At 43.5% G+C, this 23,155-nt stretch carries 16 protein-coding genes, 2 tRNA genes, 3 rRNA genes and 3 pseudogenes; 6 read left to right on the top strand and 18 right to left on the bottom strand.

All coding sequences use genetic code 11. The features are described 5' to 3' along the window. Positions 1 to 2: 2 nt before the first annotated feature. From rfbB to AC5590_RS10500, 4 genes and pseudogenes are all read right to left on the bottom strand, one after another. Positions 3 to 1,097 (bottom strand): dTDP-glucose 4,6-dehydratase, encoded by a 1,095-nt coding sequence (gene rfbB / locus AC5590_RS10485; protein ID WP_169263831.1) that lies wholly within the window; start codon positions 1,095 to 1,097, stop codon positions 3 to 5. Between the two features lie 623 nt (positions 1,098 to 1,720). Continuing rightward, positions 1,721 to 2,536, bottom strand: a complete 816-nt coding sequence (locus AC5590_RS10490) for a WecB/TagA/CpsF family glycosyltransferase (protein ID WP_169263832.1) — start codon at positions 2,534 to 2,536, stop codon at positions 1,721 to 1,723. A 461-nt stretch (positions 2,537 to 2,997) separates the two neighbouring features. Beyond that, positions 2,998 to 3,303 carry a hypothetical protein gene (locus tag AC5590_RS10495; RefSeq protein ID WP_248277171.1) on the bottom strand — a complete coding sequence of 102 codons (306 nt, stop codon included), beginning with the start codon at positions 3,301 to 3,303 and terminating at the stop codon, positions 2,998 to 3,000. 454 nt (positions 3,304 to 3,757) lie between these two features. Then, positions 3,758 to 4,152 (bottom strand): annotated as a pseudogene (locus tag AC5590_RS10500) (transposase); the annotation flags it as partial. A gap of 75 nt (positions 4,153 to 4,227) precedes the next feature. On the opposite strand from AC5590_RS10500, the gene AC5590_RS10505 reads away from it, so the two are divergent. From AC5590_RS10505 to AC5590_RS10515, 3 genes are all read left to right on the top strand, one after another. After that, positions 4,228 to 4,422, top strand: a complete 195-nt coding sequence (locus AC5590_RS10505) for a hypothetical protein (protein ID WP_211178321.1) — start codon at positions 4,228 to 4,230, stop codon at positions 4,420 to 4,422. 91 nt (positions 4,423 to 4,513) lie between these two features. Then, the gene (locus AC5590_RS10510) at positions 4,514 to 4,726 is read left to right on the top strand and encodes a hypothetical protein (RefSeq protein WP_211178322.1); all 213 of its coding nucleotides are present in this window, start codon (positions 4,514 to 4,516) and stop codon (positions 4,724 to 4,726) included. Next, positions 4,696 to 5,007: a transposase gene (locus tag AC5590_RS10515; RefSeq protein ID WP_169263835.1), complete on the top strand. Its 312-nt coding sequence runs from the start codon at positions 4,696 to 4,698 to the stop codon at positions 5,005 to 5,007. The genes AC5590_RS10510 and AC5590_RS10515 overlap by 31 nt, the downstream gene beginning before the upstream one ends. Here AC5590_RS10515 and AC5590_RS10520 read toward each other — a convergent pair. After that, positions 4,994 to 5,533: pseudogene (locus AC5590_RS10520) on the bottom strand (IS630 family transposase); the annotation flags it as partial. The gene AC5590_RS10515 and the pseudogene AC5590_RS10520 sit on opposite strands and share 14 nt — an antisense overlap. A gap of 20 nt (positions 5,534 to 5,553) precedes the next feature. Further along, a complete protein-coding gene (locus AC5590_RS10525; protein WP_169263836.1) occupies positions 5,554 to 6,066 on the bottom strand; it encodes a helix-turn-helix domain-containing protein in 513 nt (170 codons plus the stop codon). Between the two features lie 96 nt (positions 6,067 to 6,162). On the opposite strand from AC5590_RS10525, the gene AC5590_RS10530 reads away from it, so the two are divergent. Continuing rightward, positions 6,163 to 6,384: a transposase gene (locus AC5590_RS10530; RefSeq protein ID WP_211178323.1), complete on the top strand. Its 222-nt coding sequence runs from the start codon at positions 6,163 to 6,165 to the stop codon at positions 6,382 to 6,384. 272 nt (positions 6,385 to 6,656) lie between these two features. Here AC5590_RS10530 and AC5590_RS10535 read toward each other — a convergent pair. The 7 genes and pseudogenes from AC5590_RS10535 to AC5590_RS10565 all read right to left on the bottom strand — a co-directional run bounded on the left by AC5590_RS10535 (position 6,657) and on the right by AC5590_RS10565 (position 14,738). After that, positions 6,657 to 7,505: pseudogene (locus AC5590_RS10535) on the bottom strand (reverse transcriptase domain-containing protein). A gap of 295 nt (positions 7,506 to 7,800) precedes the next feature. Beyond that, a 5S ribosomal RNA gene (rrf, locus tag AC5590_RS10540) occupies positions 7,801 to 7,918 on the bottom strand. A gap of 95 nt (positions 7,919 to 8,013) precedes the next feature. Next, positions 8,014 to 10,900: ribosomal RNA gene (locus AC5590_RS10545) — 23S ribosomal RNA — on the bottom strand. Positions 10,901 to 11,173: 273 nt separating this feature from the next. After that, positions 11,174 to 11,246, bottom strand: a tRNA-Ala gene (locus AC5590_RS10550). 84 nt (positions 11,247 to 11,330) lie between these two features. After that, positions 11,331 to 11,404, bottom strand: a tRNA-Ile gene (locus tag AC5590_RS10555). A gap of 158 nt (positions 11,405 to 11,562) precedes the next feature. Continuing rightward, a 16S ribosomal RNA gene (locus AC5590_RS10560) occupies positions 11,563 to 13,054 on the bottom strand. The 16S, 23S and 5S rRNA genes sit together here with 2 tRNA genes alongside, the layout of an rRNA operon. Positions 13,055 to 13,673: 619 nt before the next feature. Beyond that, positions 13,674 to 14,738: a potassium channel family protein gene (locus AC5590_RS10565; protein ID WP_169263838.1), complete on the bottom strand. Its 1,065-nt coding sequence runs from the start codon at positions 14,736 to 14,738 to the stop codon at positions 13,674 to 13,676. Between the two features lie 133 nt (positions 14,739 to 14,871). On the opposite strand from AC5590_RS10565, the gene AC5590_RS10570 reads away from it, so the two are divergent. After that, positions 14,872 to 16,137 carry an acetylornithine/succinylornithine family transaminase gene (locus tag AC5590_RS10570; RefSeq protein ID WP_169263839.1) on the top strand — a complete coding sequence of 422 codons (1,266 nt, stop codon included), beginning with the start codon at positions 14,872 to 14,874 and terminating at the stop codon, positions 16,135 to 16,137. A 246-nt stretch (positions 16,138 to 16,383) separates the two neighbouring features. Here the strand turns inward: AC5590_RS10570 and AC5590_RS10575 are convergent, their stop codons facing one another. The 5 genes from AC5590_RS10575 to AC5590_RS10595 all read right to left on the bottom strand — a co-directional run bounded on the left by AC5590_RS10575 (position 16,384) and on the right by AC5590_RS10595 (position 21,795). Further along, positions 16,384 to 17,271, bottom strand: coding sequence for a hypothetical protein (locus AC5590_RS10575; protein ID WP_169263840.1), 888 nt, complete (start codon positions 17,269 to 17,271; stop codon positions 16,384 to 16,386). A gap of 129 nt (positions 17,272 to 17,400) precedes the next feature. Then, positions 17,401 to 18,813 (bottom strand): glyoxal oxidase, encoded by a 1,413-nt coding sequence (locus tag AC5590_RS10580; RefSeq protein WP_169263841.1) that lies wholly within the window; start codon positions 18,811 to 18,813, stop codon positions 17,401 to 17,403. 782 nt (positions 18,814 to 19,595) lie between these two features. Beyond that, entirely contained in the window at positions 19,596 to 20,726 is a 1,131-nt protein-coding gene (locus AC5590_RS10585; protein ID WP_169263842.1) for an FUSC family protein, read from the bottom strand. A gap of 31 nt (positions 20,727 to 20,757) precedes the next feature. Then, a complete protein-coding gene (gene tsaB / locus AC5590_RS10590) occupies positions 20,758 to 21,447 on the bottom strand; it encodes a tRNA (adenosine(37)-N6)-threonylcarbamoyltransferase complex dimerization subunit type 1 TsaB (protein ID WP_169263843.1) in 690 nt (229 codons plus the stop codon). 99 nt (positions 21,448 to 21,546) lie between these two features. Continuing rightward, entirely contained in the window at positions 21,547 to 21,795 is a 249-nt protein-coding gene (locus AC5590_RS10595) for a Ycf34 family protein (RefSeq protein ID WP_169263844.1), read from the bottom strand. A gap of 86 nt (positions 21,796 to 21,881) precedes the next feature. On the opposite strand from AC5590_RS10595, the gene AC5590_RS10600 reads away from it, so the two are divergent. After that, entirely contained in the window at positions 21,882 to 23,129 is a 1,248-nt protein-coding gene (locus AC5590_RS10600; RefSeq protein ID WP_169263845.1) for a tRNA nucleotidyltransferase/poly(A) polymerase-related protein, read from the top strand. The last annotated feature ends 26 nt before the right edge of the window (positions 23,130 to 23,155 follow it).

Consider the following 23,155-nt stretch of genomic DNA (forward strand, 5'->3'; position numbering starts at 1 on the left):
TTTCAGGATTTCGCTTTTGTTGATAAAACTGTTTCTCTGTCTCCGTAGTTCTCCTGAATCCAACTTTGGTAGGCACCAGATTGCACTTGCTCAACCCACGTTAGATTGCTTAAATACCACTGAATTGTTTTCAACAAACCACTCTCAAAATCCTCCTTTGGTTGCCAGCCCAACTCTGTGCTGATCTTACTACAATCAATTGCATATCTTCGGTCGTGTCCTGGGCGGTCTTTGACAAAAGTTATCAAACAGGAGTGACACAAACCTGGTTTGGGAGCTAATTCATCGAGGATTGCACAAATTTTCTCAACGACTGCTAAGTTTGTTTGCTCATTATTACCACCAATGTTATAAGTCTCTCCAATAGAGCTATTTTTTAAAACTAGGTAAAGAGCTTCGCAATGATCCACAACATACAACCAATCTCTGATATTCTGTCCATCACCGTAGATTGGTAAAGGTTTCCCGTTTAAAGCATTGAGAATGATTAGAGGAATCAGTTTTTCGGGAAACTGGCGTGGACCATAGTTATTGGAGCAGTTGGTGATTAAAGTGGGGAGACCATAGGTGTGATAGTAAGCTCTGACAAGATGGTCAGAACCTGCTTTTGATGCAGCATAGGGACTATTAGGAGCATATGGAGTGTCTTCCCGAAATGCTGGATCTGTTGGACTCAATGTGCCGTAGACTTCGTCTGTAGACACATGCAATAAACGGAACTGCTCTCGCTTTTGCAAGGATAATTTTTCCCAGTAAGCTCTGCTAGCTTCTAGAAGTTGGAAGGTTCCTACTACGTTTGTTTGAATAAAATCCTGAGGACTGAGAATTGAACGATCAACATGGCTCTCAGCGGCAAAGTTGATAATGGTGTCTGGTTGGTACTGCTTTAGAACATGAGGTATCAGTTCAATATCACCAATGTCTCCACGAACAAAATGATATCCTGAATCATTCTGCAAATCTTCTAGATTTTGAGGATTGCTTGCGTAGGTCAGTTTGTCGAGATTGATAATATTAGCCCAAAGTTTTTTTCTAGCTTTCAAGATGAAGTTAGAACCGATGAAACCTAATCCACCAGTCACTAAAAAAGTTTGCATCTTCCTAGTTTGTTGTTGATTACAGCAGTTTTCGCAAGTTAAAACTTTGCTCGAAAACTCTGTTTTACATACATAGCTTAACTTTGGGCAACCGAAATCGCTACAAAATTCCATCAACAATGGGTTGATTTTTTACATTTGTAGCTCCCGTGACGATAAAGTAGGGTGCTTATACCAGTTAAAAAAAAGAATGCAACAGATGAAGCCAAAGCCACTCCCCAACCCTCACGTTAGTCGGCACAACGGGCGTGAGGGTGCGCCGTCTTCGCCAGTGGGGTATCTGTCGCAAACATTTTTTAAAATGGTATTGCTTCCTACTTCATCATGGCAGTGTCGGCACTCACCACTTCAGGGTATGTCCTACAGCCCTATGCCCGAAGGGCACGGCTGCAAAAGTGTCTGAGCAGAAGATACAGAACACTCAGGAAATTTTTATGACTAAAGTCTCCTGGTACTACTTTGTGTTGTATTCTGAAACCCACTGTATAAATCGTTCGCTATGGATTAACAGTGAGTATCACATAATAACTAAGTTCTTCTTACCCAGTCACAATGTCTGCTAGCAATGAACTTTGTTATCGAAAAGAATGAATCACTTTAATATCACCACACTCACCAATCTATTAATCTCTCCATCCTAAGTATCGTTCACGAATATGGAATGGTGTACTGATCAACGAAGTTGAAGTCAATAGTTGCTTAAAAGCCAACCAAAGAAATGGTGGAATAGTCTTGGTATAGCGTTTGCAAAGGCGACGGGGTTCTTGTATCCATCGATAAAGCCATTCCAAACCAGAATCCCGCACCATGCGTGGTGCTCTTTTATGGAGACCTGCATAAACTGGGAAAGCACCACCCAGCCCAACCATGACTGCTTGAATTCTGTCCTTGTGCTGCGCCATCCAATTTTCTTGTTTGGGACATCCTAAACAGACAAACACCAAACCAGCACCGCTGGAATTGATTCTTTCGACAAGTGCTTTATCTTCTGTTGGTGTCAGGGGACGAAAAGGCAAAGGTTCCATCGCTGCAATATTCAGGTTGGGAAATTCCTGAGTTAACCTTTCTCTCATCTGAGAAAGAACCTCTGTTTGAGAACCCATAAAATAAACACTGACATTCGATTCTTGAGCAAGCGCACACGATGCCTGTAGAATATCGATTCCTGCTACGCGGTCTTGGTATTTTACCCCCAAAAGTTTCATCATCCACACCACAGGCATACCGTCAGGAGTGACGAGGTCTGCATTCTTCAGTACAGTACCAAAGTCTGGATTCCAATATGCCTCCATTAGCATATGTACGTTTGCAACACATACAGTTTTACTTTCATGTGCGATCGCCCATCGCAACATTGTTCGTATCTGATCATCTAAGCGTAAGGCAGTAATCGGAAAATCTAATACTCTTTGAGTCGGTAGAAAAGCTCTTCCTACCATAAGTCACTCCTTGTGTCTAACAGAGAACAAATCATCTTTACGACCATCCCAAACTTTGAAGTGTATCAGTCTATCTCACTTGACTGACTCATTTCAACTTTTAGTACACAGTCGAAAGTTAACACATGGAGATGCAGTAGCTTTTACTAGAAATCGCCGACTTCCCTGGTATGAATTTATTTACATTAGCCTGTATTTTACTTTACTCTAAAAATCTACTTCTTTAAGCATATTTTATGAAACTTTACATTAACTTTATATCAAAATTACATTGATTTTATATTTTTTTCTATTAAAAAAAGAAAGATTTGATGAGTACATATATTGAAATTTGCTCAGCAAAATCACAGACAATCAAAAAAACAAGAGCTAACACTGAATCACGAAAACTAACTGTGATTTTAAATACATTTTCTTTGCTCTAAATCGAGCAATTCTTACTTGATCAAGTTAATAGAGTCTTATTTATCGTTCAACTTTGACACCTTATGTAGCCTGCCGTGACAAACTATGTTGTCTTTGCTAAGAAATGAAAAAATCAGGGGGAAGATTAAATTTTCTTCCCCCTGTCTTTGCTTTTTCTTTTTTCCTTGTTTTCTACTATCTGCTTGATTGTCTTTTTCGAGTTTACTGCCTTCTTTAAGTCTTTTCCGAAGCATTTGCTGTTGTTTCTTAAGTTGTCTCTGCCTTGCAGAACCCCCTCTACCTTTGTCATTTCTACCTTCTTGCCGAGGAGATTCCCATCTTTTTAGTCGCATATTGCTCATCCTTTAATAACTTGACAAATAAAATAAGATTGAAATAATGAAACCTCTGTTAAGACCAAGAAATAAGCTAAATTTTTAGATTTATTTATATTATTATATAACACTTCATATTTATTCGATCTTCAAATTCAATAAATATCACTGGAAAATTGATATATATTATCTAAGTAGCAACGAAGCGATCGCAGAATTTATCTTTTAAGTTTTTTTAGCTTGACCTACTTAAGCACTACAGTTTACACAATTTTTACACTATATATCATTCTTCACTATGTCTTAACGGTTATCCGGAATTATATCTATATATCCACACAAAAAACACATAAAAATATCTAATCCACTTCATTCTTGGCATAAAAGGTTGTGACTATGCATACACTGAAGTTGCCAGCCCTAATTTGGTTTAAAGTGATCTATATTCTGCACCTATACATGTACATAATATCAAATTACTATGAAGTCTGGCATTATCGATTACCACAACCTGTCCGGGTTCAAGTGTCGAAAGCAAACAAGTTTCCAGCCAGGTTTCAAACAGTATTCGATTACACACTCCAACAAAAGCGAAGGGAGCTATTAAATTTTGCTTACATAGTTCTGCAATCATGTTTACCCCCCCTCACGTCGCCCTGATTTAAGTGCATGAAAGCGCTGCCCTTTTTGATTCCAACCATAATCATACTTGAGAGCGGTGATCCATCCCAGACTCATCGAGGTATAAAATTTTATCTGGGGGTAGTGTGGACAACTGCTCTACAAACGCCTGCTGTTTGCCTTCATCGCGCTCACGGTAGCCGTAGATCTTTTTTTTCGAGTGAAGCCAATTTTCTTCAATGCCGGTGAGACTGTGCATTACAGCGGTTTTCAGTTGAGTAGACTACAAATATAGTAAAATAGAGGGGCAGTAAAAATACTCATAAGTAAATGCCTGCTCCTTACTCAACGGATGTACGCCAACGTGTGATTGATGCTTATAATGCTAAAGAAGGGTCGGTTCGACAACTCGCCGACCGATTCAAAGTGAGTTTATCGTTTGTTCAACGTTTGATATGTCGCAATAGTTACACAGGACAAGTGACTCCGAAACCTCATGCAGGTGGTGCGATTCCTAGCCCCTAAGAGGGGCGCTACGCAAACGGAGAGCTAAGCGCCAGAGGCGCACGCTACGCGAACGCTTAACGCCAAAATAACGGTTGAGGACTTACCAACAGTGCAGCAGTTAGTGGATCAACAACCGGATGCCACATTGTCAGAATTATGTGAGCGTTTGGCGAAACACAATGGGATTCAAGTCAGCGTACCGACCATGCATCGTGCTGTTCAACGGTTGGAGTTAAGCACTAAAAAAAAACACTTTATGCCAGTGAGCAAGACAGCCCACGAGTTGAACAAATGCGCTTTGAGTATCGGGATTGGGTGTTGAGCGTTGATCCACATAATTTGGTATTTGTAGATGAATCAGGTCTAAAGTTGGGAATGACCCGGCTATATGGGCGTGCACCACGTGGTGAGCGGTTGTACGACTCTTGCCCCAGAAATCGAGGAAAAAATATATCATTAATCGGGGCACTGAGTGTGGATGGACTTATTGCCACCATGAGTATTGCGGGTAGTGTGAACACCAACGTATTTGTAACCTACGTCCAAGAGGTTTTGGCACCTCATACCAAATCCGGGTTAAAAACCCCCTTTATCCAGTGCTGACAAAAGGCCACCAGTGATAGTTAGTAAGAGCAGAGATTTCTGACTTCATTTCAGATAAAACACAACAGCGTTTACTGAGTGCTTGCTCCAATTGATCGAGACTATCAAAATGCTCGTTAACTAAAGGCTCATCAGCAAGAGTCCATAATCGCTCTGCTGGTTGTAACTCTGGAGAGTAAGGAGGCAATGGTTCTAAATAAATTCCTTGGGGGATGACCACTTTTTCACTCGTATGCCATCCCGCTCGATCAATAACAAGAACTATAATTTTTTCTTGTCCTGCACCAACAGAACGAGCAAATTCAGCTAAAGAAATATTGAACCAATCCACATTTACTCTGGGAAGAATATGCCACTCAGTATCTCCAGTCTTTGGATGTACAAAACCATATAAATATAGCCACTCATAACGATGCTGCACAACGGCTATCGGTCTCTCTCCTACAGGAGCCCATACTCGTCGCAGAATAGGTTTTAGCCCTAATCTATGTTCATCAAATGACCAAACTTCTACTTTTGCATCTGGATACTTCTGTTGTAGTTCGTCTACTCTAACACTGAGTTTTTTTTAAAGGCTTCCTGTTCGTTTTTATCTCCTTTATAATGTTTTGGTCGCGGTCTTTGTGGAGAATATCTTAAGCGTTTTAGGTAGTCCCATCCCCGTTGCGGCCATACTTTCTCTCTTCCAGTTTCCTGCTCAATCCAACGGGCAACTTTTGGTCCTGTCCAAATTCCACCATCTGTTGGTCGGTTTTTGAGCGCCTGTCCTAGCTTTTCTAATACCTCTGCATTTAACAATGCATTTTCGCGCTGGCGACGCACCATTTTCTTTTGATTTTGAATCGCTAGCACTCCTTGAGAATTGTATTTATGCACAATTTCTTTGGCATAGTCATAGTTGATAGCGATCGCCTGCGCTGCTTTCTTTATAGTCCATCCACTACATACCATCCACAGCAAATGCCACCTTCTAGATTCTACAGGCTCAGATGCATGAAGGTAGCCTCGCTTGAGTTCGTCGGCACTCAAATGGTTTTCTAGATGTGCTTTCTTTGGCATGGTTTTTTAACCAATCATTATCAGTCGCTTTTCTGTTGTGATTACACCATACACTTTTTTGGGGGGTTTCAAAACCGGATCTAGTATCAGTTGTGGGTGGGAGCCATTATAGTGATGGATAATTTGTCGGTACACACTGCTGCGGTAATTCAAGAGGTGATTGAAGCTGTTGGTGCAAGGGTAGTGTTTTTGCCTCCTTATTCACCGGATTTATCCCCAATTGAATTGTGCTGGTCAAAACTCAAACAGTGTTTACGTACTGTAAAAGCGAGAACTACTGAGGCACAAAACCCACGCTTTAACGCAGATTATTACTAAGCAAATCTCCTCTGATGATGCTTGGGGTTGGTTCGCTCATTGTGGTCTATTCATCTGAAAACCGCTGTAAGTCATCAAGTTCGATAGATTGGATGACCTTTTGAGGAAGGTCGTAACTGTAGGCTTTGGACATATAAGAATGCGATAAGCAGGAGGCTTGACACTACTTTGTATCGCACTCTACAGGATAAAAAAAGGGACTACTTCTAGTTTCTGATCAAACCGCCTTGGCGGTTGCTATATCTTGCGATCACTTGCATTTACTGATACTTTTAACCCTGACATTTTCTGACATCGAGTACAACATCTAGATTTTTTGGTTTCCAATTGTTGTGGTTTCCGTCTATATGGTGTAGATGTACTCGTTCTTCACTTGTACATTTTAATGCACAATATCCACATGTATGGTTTTGCTTTTTGAGAGCTTTAGAGGTTTCTCCGTCGTAGAGCTTACTATTGCGTTCGCTCCAGTACGTTAGGTCGCCGTCGTAGGGTGATTTATTTCCTTTAAAATTGACGTGTTTATTTTCGGAGTAAGAAACCTTGGGAAATGCGATTTCAATCAGTTTATTGGTTGATTCTCCCGTTTGCTTTGTTTCTTTATTGAACACTTTCCACGTTCTGTGATTTAACAAGCAAAGTGAGAATTTTGAGGAATCCATATTGCAGAACTTGTGGTAGTTTCTCCATCCTCTAACTATTGGTGCGAGCTTTGCAGCTTTTACCTTAGCGCCATAATTTGAGCTATTAACGATGGCTTTTACCTTCTGACGAAACTTTTTATAGTTATCCACTCAGGGAGTACATCTAAATTTTCCGTTGCTTTGCACTCTAAAATGCCACCCAAGGAAGTTAAATCCATCTGTCGTTGCGGTTAGTTTTGTCTTTTTCTCACTTACCTTTAACCCTCTTGCTCCTAAAAACTGGCTTGTTTTTTCAAGTATTTTTGTTGCATTGTCTTCGGGTTTTAAAATTATTACCATATCATCGGCGTCTCGCACAGATTGGTGAATATTTTCTATTCCGTGGAGGGCGATGTTAGCTAATAGTGGGCTTACCACACCACCTTGGCATGTAATCCATTTCAGGATACGTTTCCGTGTGCCCCACGGTACGCGGATTACTCCAAAAACTTTTTAATTTTCGACAATCGCTTGAAAATCTTAGCTGTTTATCGAGTTCTCGCTGCTCGTTACCCCTAAAATTCCTAACTCAAAATGTGTCTTAACTGTTTCACGATGTTAGAGGAGTTTCACCCCGGCATTTTGATTATAACAAGTTTTGACTAAAGCCGTCGTAGAAGGACGGAGCTTTAAACCCAGTTTTTTGGTAAAAAACCGATAGTGACCGTTGAAGAAAAGCAACAAGGGTGTTGCGATATAGCGCAACACCCTTTTGTTGTTAGTTGAAATCAAATCCTGGCATCGAGCTATTGTCGCAGACAGCTACCCACCTACTATCGTCGCCGCTGCAGCGTTTCACACCTGAGTTCGGGATAGAATCAGAGTGGTTCCACCGCGCCATTGACACCAGGAAAACCTTGGGGGAAATTCAAAATTCAAATCTAGTTGATTTTGAATTTTTTCAAACCCTGAAGACTGCACAGAAACGCGATTAGCAATTGTTGTTGAAGTCAAGCCCTCGGTCTATTAGCATGGGTCGGCTGAACACATTACTGCGTGTACACCTCCCACCTATTAACAGGTGTTCTGCCTGTGACCTTACTGGCTAATGCCATGAGAGTACTCATCTTGAGGTGGGCTTCCCACTTAGATGCTTTCAGCGGTTATCCGCTCCGCACATGGCTACCCAGCGTTTACCGTTGGCACGATAACTGGTACACCAGCGGTGCGTCCCTCCCGGTCCTCTCGTACTAAGGAGGGCTCCTCTCAATACTCTTACGCCTGCACCGGATATGGACCGAACTGTCTCACGACGTTCTGAACCCAGCTCACGTACCGCTTTAATGGGCGAACAGCCCAACCCTTGGGACGTACTTCCGCCCCAGGTTGCGATGAGCCGACATCGAGGTGCCAAACCTCCCCGTCGATGTGGACTCTTGGGGGAGATCAGCCTGTTATCCCTAGAGTAACTTTTATCCGTTGAGCGACGGCCATTCCATTCTGTGCCGTCGGATCACTAAGACCGTGTTTCCACCCTGCTCGAGTTGTTGCTCTTGCAGTCAAGCTCCCTTATTGCCTTTACACTCAAAGCACGATTTCCAACCGTGCTGAGGGAACCTTTGTGCGCCTCCGTTACCTTTTAGGAGGCGACCGCCCCAGTCAAACTGCCCACCTGAAATTGTCTCCTTTCCGGATCACGGAAACGGGTTAGAATCCTAGCTTCGCCAGAGTGGTATCTCACTGTTGGCTCCACACTCCCCACAAGGAATGCTTCAATGCCTCCCACCTATCCTGCGCAAGCCAAGCCCGGACCCAATTCCAGGCTACAGTAAAGCTTCATAGGGTCTTTCTGTCCAGGTGCAGGTAGTCCGTATCTTCACAGACACTCCTATTTCGCCGAGTCTCTCTCCGAGACAGTGCCCAGATCGTTACGCCTTTCGTGCGGGTCGGAACTTACCCGACAAGGAATTTCGCTACCTTAGGACCGTTATAGTTACGGCCGCCGTTCACCGGGGCTTCGGTCGCCAGCTTTACCTTTCGGCTGACCAGCTTCCTTAACCTTCCGGCACTGGGCAGGCGTCAGCCCCCATACTTCCTCTTACGAGTTGGCGGAGACCTGTGTTTTTGGTAAACAGTCGCCTGGGCCTCTTCACTGCAACCCACTCACGTGGGCACCCCTTCTTCCGAAGTTACGGGGCTATTTTGCCGAGTTCCTTAGAGAGAGTTATCTCGCTCCCCTTAGTATTCTCTACTCCCCCACCTGTGTCGGTTTCGGGTACGGGTACTGAGCTTTCATCACATTCACAGCTTTTCTTGGCACTAACATAACTACACGACCTCCGTAGAAGTCTCCCAATCCAGTCAGGGCGTAGCTTACTTTCATGCGCACTGCAAATGCTCCCACTCAATAGTCAGGGATTGTTGACCCTGTGTCCATCGACTACGCGTTTCCGCCTCGCCTTAGGTCCCGACTAACCCAGAGTGGACGAACCTGGCTCTGGAACCCTTGGGGTTTCGGGGTATTGGATTCTCACCAATATTTTCGCTACTCAAGCCGACATTCTCACTTCCGTTTCGTCCACACCTGCTCGCCGCTAGTGCTTCTTCCTAATACGGAACGCTCCCCTACCAGTTCAGTTATCAGTTACCAGTTAACAGTTATTACAAACTTTTGGTTCATTCATAACTGATAACTGATAACTTTTTACTAAAATCCACAGCTTCGGTACATCGCTTAGTCCCGTTCATTTTCGGCGCAGGAGCGCTTGACCAGTGAGCTATTACGCACTCTTTTAAGGGTGGCTGCTTCTAGGCAAACCTCCTGGTTGTCTGTGCACTCCCACCTCCTTTGCCACTTAGCGATGATTTGGGGACCTTAGCTGGTGGTCTGGGCTGTTTCCCTCTTGACGATGAAGCTTATCCCCCACCGTCTCACTGGTTGTGTGTACATCTGGTATTCTGAGTTTGTCTCGATTTGGTACAGCTTTCGCCGCCCGCACCGAAACAGTGCTTTACCCCCAGACTATAATCACAACCGCTGCGCCTCAACACATTTCGGGGAGAACCAGCTAGCTCCGGGTTCGATTGGCATTTCACCCCTAACCACACCTCATCCGCCGATTTTTCAACATCGGTCGGTTCGGACCTCCACTTGGTGTTACCCAAGCTTCATCCTGGACATGGTTAGATCACCCGGGTTCGGGTCTAAAAACACTGATTCGCGCCCTCTTCAGACTCGCTTTCGCTTTGGCTACAGTTTTTCACCTTAACCTACCAGTGCCTTTAACTCGCCGGCTCATTCTTCAACAGGCACGCGGTCATCCGTTGAATCGGACTTCCACTGCTTGTGGGCGAATGGTTTCATGTTCTATTTCACTCCCCTCATTGGGGTTCTTTTCACCTTTCCCTCGCGGTACTGTTTCGCTATCGGTCACACAGTAGTATTTAGCCTTACGAGATGGTCCTCGCTGATTCACATGGGATTTCACGTGCCCCATGCTACTCGGGATACAGCTAGTATCTTTTTGTTTTTGACTACAGGACTCTCACCTTCTCTGGTACAGTTTTTCGCTGCTTCGTCTAACATAAGGATTCCTTGTTGCTGTCCCACTACCCCAAAAAGCAAGCTTTTTGGTTTAGGCTTTTCCCCTTTCGCTCACCACTACTTAGGGAATCTCTTTTGATTTCTCTTCCTCCAGCTACTAAGATGTTTCAATTCGCTGGGTTGGCTCTTTCCTGTCTATATATTCAACAGGCAGTTCTTGGGGTTGCCCCATTCGGACATCTCCGGATCTATGCTTGCTTCCAGCTCCCCGGAGCGTTTCGTCGGTCACCACGTCCTTCTTCGCCTCTGTGTGCCTAGGTATCCACCATTCGCCTTTCATTGCTTGACTACAAACAATCATTGCTTTTTGCTTGGAGTTTTAACTGTTAATAACAGTTAACTACCTGACATTTTTCGCGTTTCTATGCAGTTTTCAAGGTTCTTTTGCTGGAAATACCCCAGCATTCTTGCTTATATCACAAGATGCTGAATCTTATCCAATTAATTATCGGATGATAATTTTGCTTTTGCTTTTCTGACTTGCCTGCACTCTAGCCTTTGCTGCTATTTGAGTACACTCAACAAAGATGGAATCACAAAAGTTAATTACTTAGGGCGCAGGTGGAGGTAAGGAGACTCGAACTCCTGACATCCTGCTTGCAAAGCAGGCGCTCTACCAACTGAGCTATACCCCCCTAAATTTCAGTTCACAGTTATCAGTTCACAGTTATCATTTTTTCGTGACCACTGTTTACTGCACACTGTTCACTGTTTTCAGGTGGGCCATCCTGGACTCGAACCAGGGACCTCACCCTTATCAGGGGTGCGCTCTAACCACCTGAGCTAATAGCCCATATCCGAACCTAACTTATAGTTTGAAAGCTTACACTTACCTTACGACCGACCTCGGGATAAAACCAATTCAAAGTTTTATAATTCTAAATTTCCAAAAACTCTTTCTTGTTTTTGAACTTTGAATTTTTACTTTTGAATTGAGTCGGGTCTCCCTAAAAAGGAGGTGATCCAGCCACACCTTCCGGTACGGCTACCTTGTTACGACTTCACCCCAGTCACCAGTCCTACCTTCGGCGTCCCCCTCCTCGAAAGGTTAGGGTAACGACTTCGGGCGTGACCAGCTTCCATGGTGTGACGGGCGGTGTGTACAAGGCCCGGGAACGAATTCACTGCAGTATGCTGACCTGCAATTACTAGCGATTCCTCCTTCACGCAGGCGAGTTGCAGCCTGCGATCTGAACTGAGCCGTGGTTTATGGGATTTGCTTGCTATTGCTAGCTTGCTGCCCTTTGTCCACAGCATTGTAGTACGTGTGTAGCCCAGGACGTAAGGGGCATGCTGACTTGACGTCATCCCCACCTTCCTCCGGTTTGTCACCGGCAGTCTCCCTAGAGTGCCCAACCGAATTGCTGGCAACTAAGAACGAGGGTTGCGCTCGTTGCGGGACTTAACCCAACATCTCACGACACGAGCTGACGACAGCCATGCAGCACCTGATAGCCGCTCCCTTGCGGGCACCCCGCCCTTTCAGGCAGGTTCGACCATTTTCGAGCCCAGGTAAGGTTCTTCGCGTTGCGTCGAATTAAACCACATACTCCACCGCTTGTGCGGGCCCCCGTCAATTCCTTTGAGTTTCACACTTGCGTGCGTACTCCCCAGGCGGGATACTTAACGCGTTGGCTACGACACTGCCCGGGTCGATACGGGCAACGCCTAGTATCCATCGTTTACGGCTAGGACTACTGGGGTATCTAATCCCATTCGCTCCCCTAGCTTTCGTCCCTCAGTGTCAGTTATGGTCCAGCAGAGCGCTTTCGCCACCGGTGTTCTTCCTGATCTCTACGCATTTCACCGCTACACCAGGAATTCCCTCTACCCCTACCATACTCTAGTCACTCAGTTTCCACTGCCTTTATCTGGTTGAGCCAGATTCTTTGACAGCAGACTTGAATAACCACCTGCGGACGCTTTACGCCCAATCATTCCGGATAACGCTTGCATCCTCCGTATTACCGCGGCTGCTGGCACGGAGTTAGCCGATGCTGATTCCTCAGGTACCTTCAGTACTTATTCCCTGAGAAAAGAGGTTTACAACCCAAGAGCCTTCCTCCCTCACGCGGTATTGCTCCGTCAGGCTTTCGCCCATTGCGGAAAATTCCCCACTGCTGCCTCCCGTAGGAGTCTGGGCCGTGTCTCAGTCCCAGTGTGGCTGGTCATCCTCTCAGACCAGCTACTGATCGGTGCCTTGGTGCGCTCTTACCACACCAACTAGCTAATCAGACGCGAGCTCATCTTCAGGTGATAAATCTTTCACCGTTAGGCACATCCGGTATTAGCAATCGTTTCCGACTGTTGTCCCGAACCTGAAGCCAGATTCTCACGCGTTACTCACCCGTCCGCCACTAAGTTCCGAAGAACTCCGTTCGACTTGCATGTGTTAAGCATACCGCCAGCGTTCATCCTGAGCCAGGATCAAACTCTCCGTTTTGATTCTGAGTTTATCAAGGCTCCGGAAACTAATTTCCGAAATCTTTTTTATGTGTTTCGTAGTTTCACTCATCAGTGAAACTGCTAATCTATTCTTTGAATCACGAGTCTTAGTGCTTTAGACTTTCAAACTATTTATTTTTCTTTGGTTCGGCGTGTCTTTGTTTTTGACACTTTATTTAAGATAAACTCTAAATTTTCTTTTGTCAAGGGGTTTATCAAACTTTTTCTTGTTCCTTTCGCTAGTGGTCTGGCAAGCCAACTTTGCAGACCATCCACCACTTAATACTTTTAGGTGCAACTGGCTTACAGTAAGCTTTTCATAGTCCAGTGTGTTTACTTTGGTTGTGACGGTAGCTTTAGTGCAGATTTTTCCAGACTGGGAAGCTAGACTGTGTGGCTCCTATAAATCAATATTAGGACTTAGGCACACTGTAAGTATTCTTGGCATTTTTGGCGTCTTGGGGATTGCTAGTTAACCATAGGGGCGATTTTTGCCTAAGTCCTGAATATTTTTAGTGATTTGTGCTTCAACATAGCTTACTCATCACAAGCTACCCATCTCCCCATTTTTGAGTTTCAAGACAAAAATCGCACTGTTAACTTACTTCTGGTCTGATCTAACTTTTCCTGGGTCGTCGTAGTCTCTTAGAATTTATCGGTCCTAAAACCTTGTTAAGGGCACGCAATTGTTCAGCTGTACCCATAGCTATCAGAACATCTCCTGGTACAAAAGCTGTTTCAGGAGTGGGACCACCAATGAGTTCACCACTAGCGCGGCGGATCGCAAGTAACAGTGCTCCAGTTTTGGCTCGCAAGTTTGCCTCTCCTAAAGTTTGACCTACAAAAGGACAGGTCGCAGGGTCTAGCAAAAATTCCTCCATATACAATTCTCTGTCTGTACCAGATATAATGCCATCAACAAAATCCATGACCTGGGGTCTAAGGGCTGCAGCTGCCATGCGCTTGCCTCCAGTTATATAAGGAGAAACTACAGCATCCGCACCAGCACGTTGTAACTTTTGCAAAGCTTCCTCTGTACTGGCGCGCGCGATCGCCCGAATTTTCGGATTAAGCGTTTTCGCGGAAAGAACTACATATAAGTTTTCTGCATCTGAAGGTAATGCCGCTACGATACAAACCGCCCGATCAATGCCAACTTTCCACAAAGTTTCATCCAATGTGGCATCTGCTTGATAGACTATGTAATCTTTTTGTTGAGCTATTTGTACAGATTCGAGATCAGAATCAATAATGACAAAAGGAACATTTTCTGCCCTAAATTCTATAGCAATTTGGCGACCTGTGCGGCTAAATCCACAGATGATATAATGCTGCGTTAAGGATTCCATCAAGCGCCTCTGTTGTCGTATTCTAATTCCTTGTTGAAAGTAGCCTTCAATAATAGCTTCTGTAAATCGGTTGACAATGTAACCAATACTAATAACACCCATCAAAATCAAGGCGATGGTAAATAATCTTCCTCGTGGTCCTAGCGGTCGGATTTCACCGTAACCAACCGTAGATAATGTGATAACCGTCATGTAAGCTGCGTCTTCCCAAGACCAATCCTCCACAAACTTGTACCACAAAGTGCCAATGAAAAAGACTCCGGCAAGAGCTATCACCCCTGCTTTTAACTCTTTCTGGATACGTTGGTATTTTTGTTCAAGTGTTGAATACACGGTTTTTTTCCATTGCCACTCGTTTGAGAATATCTGAGTGCTAGCTTAAGATGAGGTTTGTAAGAAGATTTTTTTCAAAATTCTCATAGAAACTAGTATCCAACGGTAGGATAAAAAATTTCAGGAGTAAGTAGTGAGCATACAAACTCTGATTTCACAAGCGACGACTCCGTCTAGCCCCTTTGATACCGATAGCTTCAATCAAGTTGTCATGTCCACCTATGCACGGTTTCCCATAGCCTTAGAACGGGGTGCTGGATGCCGTGTTTGGGATACACAGGGGCGAGAATATCTTGACTTTGTAGCAGGTATTGCCACTTGTGCCTTGGGACATGCCCACCCTGCATTAATTGAAGCTGTAACACAACAAGTACAAAAACTACACCACGTTTCTAATTTGTACTACATTCCTGAGCAGGGAGAATTAGCAAAGTGGATAGTCCAGCACTCCTGTGCTAATCGCGTATTTTTCTGCAACTCCGGGGCAGAAGCCAATGAAGCTGCGATTAAACTGGCTCGCAAATACGCCCATACAGTGCAACAAATTGAAAAACCAATCATTTTGACCGCACATGACAGTTTTCACGGAAGAACTTTGGCAACAATTACCGCCACAGGTCAACCGAAGTATCAAAAGAACTTTGAACCTTTAATGCCCTGTTTCCACTATGTACCCTACAATGACATAGAAGCAGTGGAAGTAGCGATTAGCGAACTCGATGAAGGTGATTATCGCGTAGGGGCAATTTTGATAGAACCATTGCAGGGAGAAGGCGGTGTACGACCAGGAGATATTGCTTACTTCCAAAAGCTGCGGCAGATTTGCGATGAAACTGGTGTTTTGCTGATTTTTGATGAAGTGCAAGTCGGCATGGGGCGCACCGGTAAGTTATGGGGTGACGAGTGTCTTGGTGTTGAGCCAGATATCTTCACGAGTGCCAAAGCCTTGGGCGGTGGTATCCCCATCGGGGCAATGATGTCCAAATCATTCTGTGATGTTTTTCAACCAGGAGAACATGCGAGTACCTTTGGCGGAAATCCTTTTGTCTGTGGAGTTGCCCTGACAGTGTGTCAAACTTTAGAGCAGGAAAATATTTTACAAAACGTAGAAGAACGGGGTGAACAGCTGCGAGTTGGTTTGCAGGCGATTGCAGCAAAATACCCCAATCACATTAGCGAAGTACGCGGCTGGGGTTTGATCAACGGTATGGTATTAAATGCACAAATTGCCCTAACAGCAGCAGACGTTGTGAAAGCAGGAATCGACGAGGGCTTATTGCTTGTTCCCGCAGGTCCTAAAGTCATTCGGTTTGTGCCACCGTTGATTGTGACAGAAAAAGAAGTTGAGGAAGCATTGCAAGCTGTTGACAGGGCAATGGCGAGTGTCACAAAAGAATGAACAAGAAAAATGGTGGCACTGATGAAGTTAGTAACCTTCAACACTAACACAAATCTGTCGTCAATAGATATACGTGTAAAAACCTAGCGTTTGGACGCTTGTTAGTTTCAGCTTCGAGTAAGGCTTGAGCCACGTGATTAAAAAAAATCATACGTGGTTTTTAGGGGAGAGAGATACGCTGACGTATACTCTCTTACCCAACTAATCATAAGTGGTGAATCACATGCTTAAGTTAACTCAACCAAGCTAAATTGCGATTCTGGCAACATCAAAATCTTTTATCCTAGTAATAACTCCAGTGCTTTTATTGATGGTATGGAGATATTTAGGTGACTCATATCTTCGAGCACCTAGGGCGAACAATTCGTTTGATGAAGAGCAAACCAAGCCACTGAAGCCACTATTCCAAGGTTGAGCGTTAAAGGTTAGTGGGGTTGTTTGGTTTTTGCTATTTATTTGTAACAAACTTGTTGTGCCTTGGCGATCAACACTAATCCCATAAAGATTTCCATCTGGACATTCAGCGACAGTAGTAACCCGCACATTTCCAGATAGTTTATCTTCATCTGTAATTTGGCCTGTTTGAGAGTTAATACTCACTATACTCATGGGGGATGTACCATTTCTTTTGCCGACTAAAGCACCCAGAGAGCCGTTTTTACGGGTGAACAAGTCAATAATCGTCTCTTGCTTTTTGAGTCCTGAAATCGTTACAGTTTTTGGAGAAGCACCCAAAACAAGGAGGCGAGTCAATTGATCGGCTCTGTTGTCTGTTGTACTAGTAGTGGCTACTACCTGTGTGCCATCTTTTAAAATAGCGAAACCAGTTATTTGGTCAGCGAACTCCAGAATAGGTGGGCTTGTCAGTATCAGACCACGGTTTAAAGACCGGACAACAAGAGGTTGGCTAGTGGATAGAGCAATAACTTTGCTAATGGTTTGCTCTATATTTTCGGTACTCTCTATTTCAGGAGTTGCTAAATCATCAGTGATGGTAGAACCAGCAACCAAACCTAAGATGTCTGAACTCGGCGTTTGTGCCAAAGTTTTGTTTACGAACGTTCCTACGGTAGCCACTACAGTGGTGGCGATCGCTGCCTGACCAAACTGTCTGCGTGTTAACTTCAGGTTCATATTTGATGCTTACAATTATTGCGTCTGAGTTATCGAGTCAGGAAAAAATAGTAGATTGCGCCCTTATTAATTGTTAATTCCAGGCTTAGGCTCTTGCGTGTTTATCATTTGCTATGAGCCATGAGGCAACTATATTAACTGAATCCAACGTGCTACTGATGGTACGTTATTGTTGTTAGTAATAAACATCATGTAGTATCCAGGTGGTGCCAGGTTACGGTTACTTGTTGCCGTAACGCTGAGAGAACTGTTAGTTCTAGAGTTAATTGGTAAGTCTACTAGCCGTTGTTCGGTGTCTAGACCATGAGTTGTTGCCATTGGTCTAATTAAATGAACCCACTTGATGCTTGCAGCTTGGGGTGTCTGGATCGTGATTCTTCCGCCGTATCCCACTAATTGAGGAGCGCTTTGAATAGTAGGTCGTGTTTGTGACATGTAAGCTGGACTATAAATTTCTATTCGCGATTCATAAGAACCACGCTCAGGGTTTCCCCCAGCTGTCACAACTCTGCCATCTGGCAGAAGCAGCGCCACAGAATGATAGACACGACCGTTAACATTTGGTGTCTCTACCGCTGTCCAGGTATTTGTTGCTGGATTGTAAATCTCTGCTGGCAGCGTTGATTGTCCTATATCCTCGTTCATTCTGCTGCCATTACACACAAACACCGTGCGATCAGGCAACAATACTGCATTGTGGTGCATTCTAGCGTTGAGCAGAGAAGGTGCTGCAGTATAGGTGGGGCTACTAGGATTGAGATTGATAATATTAACGCGATTAGTTGCCATGCCACTATCATTGCCGCCACCAATAATCATCACCTTTTGGTCTTGAGCTGGTGGTAGTAACACACTGGCCGATTGGTTGCCGTAATCTGACTGTTGCAACCCAAACACCGACTGCTCTGTAATAGGTCGATTGAACCTACTAGGTAGGGTCAGAATAGTTGGTGAGAGACCATTGTTGCCTCCGAGTTGAGCACCGGAATAGAAAATTTTGCCAGTACTAAGTAGAAAAAGGTGCGCGTAGAGCGCGAAACTACTAGTGGGTTGTGAAAAAATCGTCCAACTACTACCGCTAAAAATTTCTGGGTTTGTGTCGAGGTTGCCATTTACATCAAGACCTGAGATAGCAAAGATTCTACCGCTACCCAACGTTAGTACGGTAGGATACCAGCGACCTCTATTCATTGATGCGACTCGTGTCCATGCCTGGGTTCTGGGATCAAACGTAAAAGCAGCTGTCTCTCCAAAAAACGGGTCATACTGTATGGTACCGCCGGCAACCAGCAGCTTACCGTTGGATAGGAACGACTGAGCAGCACAGAAAACGTCTATGGGATTGCCAGCATTATCCAGAGGGATCTTTGGACGTAAGAAGGTACCGTTACTTACATCCCATAAAGCTGCACCAAGAGCCGAATTTGCTACATTGTTCGGATCATTACCCGAACCTGCAAAAAACAAGACTTTACCCGTGTTCAGTAAAGCGGCATGAACCGGATTAATTGGACAGTTATACGATAAAACTTGCCAGGGCATTGTAGTGAGATTTTCCGCTAGAGAAAAAGGACAAGTAGGTACACAGTAATTAAGTAGATTTCAACTTATTGCATATAGGAGCAATAGGCAGGATTAAGCATCAAAGTTGTTATAATTTATTGCAACTTTGAATTTGTCTCGCAACACAAGTTACCAGACACTTAGAAAAGACATTATTACCCTGATAATCTAAATATTTTTATCTTCAGGATTACCACAACTGACTTATTGCACTAACAGCCAGAACTTTATTTATTAAAAATTGGCTAATTTGAAATATAGCTGCCTCAAAAAAAAGGGACAAGCTAATTTGAAATTAGAAACTGCGGAATGGAATTTTTACGTATTCCTCGTACTCCCCGTAGTCTTTAAGTATTGCACCCTTTAACGTTGCATTTTGCACTCCGCACTATTTGACTTTTGCACGTTTTTATGCAGTATTCCAGACTCTTTCACACTACACTTTTTCACTTTGGACTCCATATTACTGAAGATTTTCTATCAAAGTGTATCAATTAATCATTAAAATTTACTTCTACCAAATTGTATAGCTGAATTAACAATATTTAATTTGGTATTCGAGAAATTAAATATTAGGGAAGAAAGAAAGTAGTAACTTATTAACCAGTCAATACTCAATGAAGAAAATTTAAGTATTTGTCATAAAAAATTTAAAACCTCAGCAAATCTAGAAGTTGTTAATAAGTCAATACTACATTAAAAGAATTTAAAGTTTTTTCATACAAACTTTAAATTATCTAAAAAGTAAAGTATTGATTCTATTACGAATTAGTTAATGTGTCTGTCATTCTTTGCAGCTTTCTCCCCACCTCTTCCATCGTGTACAAGAATGTGAAAAAGCGCAGTAGCTCATTGATGGGAAAATCTGTATATCGAATAGCTTGTAAATGATTCAATTGCGCTGATGCATTGGTGAGAGCAACTTCCATATTTGATAAACATAAATGAGATTGATGCGACTTAACAGCGTGTGCCAAGGCGAACATGGCACTTCTAGTTTCCTGTGCCAGTTGGGTCAGTTGAGGTGAGAGCATATGCCAAAATTTATCGTGCTCTCGGGCAAGTACAGTATGTTCCATTGTCAGGATATGCTCCCAAATCCTTCGGACTAAAAACTCCCAAGCTTCATTGACTTGCTTTTCTGGCGGTTGGCGTGTTTGTCCCTGTCTAACTTCTTTGCATAGCTGCCGTCCTTTCTGTAATGAACTAATAATATTGGCTTTTATCTCATCGGCTTTGGAACGCTGATAATTTCCTGTTAATGCACCGTCCACAACCAATCCGTAAAACTCCTCTAAAGCCACCAAGGTTTGTGACAGACAACGCCTCAGTTGTATTCCCGCAGAAGCAGGAAAGATCAAATTATTTACCAACAGTGCAACAAAAATCCCCAACAGAGTTTCTAGAAACCTGCCCCAAGCGTAGAGCCAGGGAGACTGGTTGTGACTCAATATAACAATTGCGGATAAATATCCCGCCAACTTCGCCGTCTCATTGAATTTCCAGTAGTTAGCCAGAAGTATAGTCACGAATCCACTGATTCCCAATGACCAAGGATTGCTACCTAGGGTAATGGCAAAGATGGCTCCACCAATGGCACCAATCGCTGTTCCTATTAACCGCTGAATTCCCAATGTCAAAGTACTGCCATGGGTTGATGACATCACAATAATTGCAGCGATGACTGCATAAAAAGGATACTCCCATCGCAAGCACTGAGCAACGACCAAAGAGATCACAGATGCTATTGCCATTTTCAGTGCCATTTTGGCTAGTATCCCATCGGGAGAACAAGCCCAATTGTTTAATGCTGTGATGATTTGTCTCGGGGATTTGTGTTGACTTGTACTTTGGTTATCTGGAGGAGGAAAGGTCTTATGGGGTTTTACCATATTTATGAAGGGCGAAGTGGCTGGTGGTTTTTTACATTTCCACAGGATGCTGACCGTAAAATGGTAATGCTTCTGACCAGTTAGGACATTTCCCTTGTTGCCAATCTAAATATGCTAGTTGCAATACACTTGTGACTGTCGCTCCTAATCCGGATTCTGCTTTAATAAGTTGATAAGTGGTATTCCAGGTAGCTAATTTTTCTTGCCAGACTTCAGGTGTCATGAGGGTATCTGGCAATAAGCTGGTAAGTCCAGAAATATTTGGTGTCGATTGATAAATAGCACCGAAAACTTGACCGCGTTGAGCAGGCATTTCCACAGCAATGTCGCTTTGTGATCTTACCCCCGGTTCGGTTTCCATTGACACAGAACAGAAGTGAAAAACTTGTGAATAAGCTACAGCTGCCAAAGTAGAAATAGCAAAGACAGGAAGACCTAACTGTTGCCCCAAAGTACGGGCAGTAACAACCCCAATACGAGTCCCAGTAAAACCTCCTGGTCCTTTTGCGACGGCAAGAAATGCCAAGTTTGCCCAAGTTTGGGGCTGGATAAACTCAATTAAATATTGATGCAAATGACTTGATAATTCACGATCTAAATACCAAACTTGAGAACGTGTGTCTCCTACAAAGTTACTTATTACCAAACCTAGTTCACGAGTTGTCGTATGGAGTGCCAGCCCGTATTTTGTTGGTTCAAGATGTTGTAATTCAGTGGTCAAAGCTTGTTCAAATAATGGTTAAAAATATAATCACATAGACAGATGCGACTACCACAAAAAATAGCAGTAGCCGCGTTAAAGACACAACAGAATCTATAATCAGGTTGGTACTAACTCACCAGGACGCAACTTCGACCACTTACCTGTTTCCCGCTTAAAACTGAGACAGCCTACAACGTCCCATTCCATTTCAATCATATCTTCCTGTGTACGGATATTGACATTGATGGAAGGTTCATTCGGCTCAAAATTTGGTATTTCGGTCAAGTGGGGTTGTTGGTGCTGAGTTTCTACCGCATGGTAGGTGAGACAGGTGTCTACATAGTGGCAATTTACACAAACACACATAATTGAACCAACTCCGGGGACCTTTATTGATAATCTAGCTTAAGCACCATTGTTATTCACTAGTCGCTGGGTTTATTTTTATTACAATGAACGGTTCAGTTCCTTCTCTGCTGTCACCAGAAAATTGGCCATTTAGTTTGGAATTCTTGCCACAACCAGCTTACATAGTAGGTGGTGCTGTGCGAGATGCTATTTTGGGAAAAACTCGCGAATATCTGGATCTAGATTTTGTTGTCCCATCAGACGCTGTAAAAGTAGCCCGCAAAATAGCGACACACTACAAAGCAGGCTTTGTTTTATTAGATCCACAAAGGCAAATTGCTCGTGTTGTGTTTCCTAACGCTACAGCAGACTTTGCTCAACAGGAGGGCGAATGCCTAGAAACAGACTTGCACAGGCGAGATTTCACAGTAAATGCGATCGCATATAATCCTCACACTCAAGAAATCATTGATCCCCTGCAAGGTTATCTAGATTTGCAACAGCGTCTTTTGCGAATGATATCACCTGCTAATTTCGTAGACGATCCATTACGATTAATGCGAGCATATCGGCAAGCAGCACAACTTGGTTTTACGATTGAGCCAAATACCGAAGCTGAAATTCGTTCTTTAGCATCACATATAACAATAGTTGCCCCCGAAAGAGTCCGGGCAGAATTAAGTTATATGCTAGTTAACGCTAAAGGAACTCTTTGGATTACAAAAGCATGGGAACATAATTTACTTGTCCCTTTCTTTAAATACGCGACAAAAGAAAGTGTAAGTTTATTAACAGTGCTTGACAAAGTTGCTTTCCAACTTGCCCAAATGTGGCAGCAGTTTGGGGTAGAACTTGATCAATACATACGGGATACAGTCAAAACCACTTGGTTGGGTGTTGCAAAACTTGCAACTCTAGTCAACTCAGAACCCAAAATAGCAGAAATAGAGTTGATGGAATTAACTTATAGCCGTGCTGAAATAAAAGCGGTAAGCACCGCTTTAACGGTCTTACCGCAATTAAAAAAGCCTCTAATGTCTTTACGAGAACAATATTTTTTCTTCCAAGAAGCGGGATCAGTTTTCTCTGCCAGTGTTGCTTTAGCACTAGCAGATGGAACATCGTTAGAGGCGCTTACACCATTAATCACCCGCTATCTTAACCCTGATGATCTGGTCGCTTATCCCATACCACTATTGAGTGGTAGACATATTATGTTAGCACTGAATATTCCAGCTTCGCCACTAGTTGGCAAACTTCTTACTGAAATTGCAGTAGCGCAGATTGAGGGCAAGATTTCCACAGCAGAACAAGCTATAAAGTTTGCTACTAGGTTGTTAGGTAATGATTGAAATTTCCTTAGAGAAAAACGGACTTA

It is taken from the genome of Brasilonema octagenarum UFV-OR1 (assembly GCF_963888615.1).
GTDB classification, from domain to species: Bacteria; Cyanobacteriota; Cyanobacteriia; order Cyanobacteriales; family Nostocaceae; genus Brasilonema; species Brasilonema sennae.

What these genes read in the sequence shown, in the direction of transcription:
- rfbB (WP_169263831.1), bottom strand. Translation starts at nt 1,097, where the DNA reads ATGCAAACTTTTTTAGTGACTGGTGGATTAGGTTTCATCGGTTCTAAC.
- AC5590_RS10490 (WP_169263832.1), bottom strand. Translation starts at nt 2,536, where the DNA reads ATGGTAGGAAGAGCTTTTCTACCGACTCAAAGAGTATTAGATTTTCCG.
- AC5590_RS10495 (WP_248277171.1), bottom strand. Translation starts at nt 3,303, where the DNA reads ATGAGCAATATGCGACTAAAAAGATGGGAATCTCCTCGGCAAGAAGGT.
- AC5590_RS10505 (WP_211178321.1), top strand. Translation starts at nt 4,228, where the DNA reads ATGCCTGCTCCTTACTCAACGGATGTACGCCAACGTGTGATTGATGCT.
- AC5590_RS10515 (WP_169263835.1), top strand. Translation starts at nt 4,696, where the DNA reads ATGCGCTTTGAGTATCGGGATTGGGTGTTGAGCGTTGATCCACATAAT.
- AC5590_RS10525 (WP_169263836.1), bottom strand. Translation starts at nt 6,066, where the DNA reads ATGCCAAAGAAAGCACATCTAGAAAACCATTTGAGTGCCGACGAACTC.
- AC5590_RS10575 (WP_169263840.1), bottom strand. Translation starts at nt 17,271, where the DNA reads ATGAACCTGAAGTTAACACGCAGACAGTTTGGTCAGGCAGCGATCGCC.
- AC5590_RS10580 (WP_169263841.1), bottom strand. Translation starts at nt 18,813, where the DNA reads ATGCCCTGGCAAGTTTTATCGTATAACTGTCCAATTAATCCGGTTCAT.
- AC5590_RS10585 (WP_169263842.1), bottom strand. Translation starts at nt 20,726, where the DNA reads ATGGTAAAACCCCATAAGACCTTTCCTCCTCCAGATAACCAAAGTACA.
- AC5590_RS10595 (WP_169263844.1), bottom strand. Translation starts at nt 21,795, where the DNA reads ATGTGTGTTTGTGTAAATTGCCACTATGTAGACACCTGTCTCACCTAC.
- AC5590_RS10600 (WP_169263845.1), top strand. Translation starts at nt 21,882, where the DNA reads ATGAACGGTTCAGTTCCTTCTCTGCTGTCACCAGAAAATTGGCCATTT.